At 48.3% G+C, this 1,324-nt stretch carries 3 protein-coding genes, 1 pseudogene and 1 riboswitch; of the genes and pseudogenes, 1 reads left to right on the plus strand and 3 read right to left on the minus strand.

Features of this window, described 5'->3' with window-relative positions:
• The coding region (locus WEIDD23_RS14760) for an amino acid ABC transporter ATP-binding protein (protein ID WP_242865479.1) at nucleotides 1-316 on the plus strand (316 nt) is incomplete at its 5' end.
• Between the two features lie 41 nt (nucleotides 317-357).
• Here WEIDD23_RS14760 and WEIDD23_RS08515 read toward each other — a convergent pair.
• The 3 genes and pseudogenes from WEIDD23_RS08515 to WEIDD23_RS14045 form a co-directional block, all read right to left on the minus strand.
• Nucleotides 358-675, minus strand: coding sequence for a DMT family transporter (locus WEIDD23_RS08515; protein WP_062358911.1), 318 nt, complete (start codon nucleotides 673-675; stop codon nucleotides 358-360).
• A complete protein-coding gene (locus tag WEIDD23_RS08520; protein ID WP_224228719.1) occupies nucleotides 675-1,004 on the minus strand; it encodes a DMT family transporter in 330 nt (109 codons plus the stop codon). Before WEIDD23_RS08520 ends, WEIDD23_RS08515 begins: the two co-directional genes overlap by 1 nt.
• Nucleotides 1,005-1,061: 57 nt before the next feature.
• Nucleotides 1,062-1,156: riboswitch (guanidine-I (ykkC/yxkD leader) on the minus strand.
• A pseudogene (locus WEIDD23_RS14045) lies at nucleotides 1,142-1,324 on the minus strand (hypothetical protein); the annotation flags it as partial. It overlaps the preceding riboswitch by 15 nt.

Raw genomic sequence — 1,324 nt, forward strand, 5'->3', positions numbered from 1 at the left:
GGGGGGACAAAAGCAACGTGTAGCGATTGCACGTGCGTTGGCCATGAATCCAAAGATTATGCTGTTTGATGAGCCAACGTCAGCCCTTGATCCCGAAATGGTTGGGGATGTATTGGCTGTTATGAAAGAACTTGCGGAAGAGGGGATGACGATGATTGTCGTGACCCACGAAATGGGCTTTGCCAAGCAAGTTGCTGATCGGGTTGTTTTCTTCGCTGATGGTTATATTCGTGAAGAAGGCACGCCTGAGGAAGTCTTTAATAACCCTCAAGATGAGCGCACACGCGACTTCTTGAATAAAGTTTTGAATGTCTAATGAAAAATCCCGCTGGTCATTGTTGTGACCGCGGGATTTTATTATTCCGTAAATTTCAAACCGACAGCGGCGGCTAAGATGATGGCGATAAATAGAAGAATACGTTTCCAATCGCGTGATTCGCCGTAAAAAAGCATACCAACCAGGGTACCACCGACTGTACCAATGCCAGTCCAGACAGCATAGGCCGTACCCAATGGAATATCACGAATCCCCAGTGAGAGTAGTGATAGACTAAACCCGAAGCTAATGAGTAGCCCAACGATGGCCGACCAGTGCCGGCGACGGTGCCATTCATTCATCATGACGACACCACTGGTTTCGCCAAGTCCAGCTAAAATAATAAATAACCAAGCCATTATGCGTCCTCCATTAATTTCAAACCAATAACCCCGAAGAGTAGGGCCGCAATTAAGCCCAATTGCACGACACCGAGTGATTCACCATAGAACGCCCAGTTGGCAATGATGGTCGCGACGGTACCAAGACCAACAAAAATGGCGTAGACTGTGCCGACAGGTAATTCATCACTTGCCTTAAGTAGCATGAAGAAAGAGGCAATCAGGGCGAAAATGGTTAACCCAGTCATCCAAATATTGTCGGCGTGTTTCATCCCCAACACCCACATGGGTTCAAAAACCACTGCAGCGGCCACCTTTAGCCACGGATTTCGTAATAAAGTCATCATATTTCCTCCTTTGGCCGCATCAATAGAAAAGCCTGGGAGTTAGCGGCATATGTCGTTAACTCCCAGGCTTTTGTCCTTCCGTGTACGTGCGAGCACGCGGTCGCTCTTGGACCAGACCACAGTAACTGTGCGGAACCCTAGCGACGCTTTTGATGCGATTTAATTGATGTCCCAAGTGTAACAAATTGGGAATGGCTTGGCAAACCGGGCTTTAATTCGCGATATGACGATCCAAGTAGCGGTTCACGACCAGTCATGAAAGTGAACCAAGGCGCCGTTCGACCACTCGCAATGAATTGCCAGCGGTCCAGAAATGCCGT

The sequence above is a fragment of the Weissella sp. DD23 genome (assembly GCF_001579105.1).
Classification (GTDB): domain Bacteria; phylum Bacillota; class Bacilli; order Lactobacillales; family Lactobacillaceae; genus Weissella; species Weissella cibaria.

Coding starts and splice junctions, on each gene's coding strand:
- WEIDD23_RS08515 (WP_062358911.1), bottom strand. CDS start 675: ATGGCTTGGTTATTTATTATTTTAGCTGGACTTGGCGAAACCAGTGGT.
- WEIDD23_RS08520 (WP_224228719.1), bottom strand. CDS start 1,004: ATGATGACTTTATTACGAAATCCGTGGCTAAAGGTGGCCGCTGCAGTG.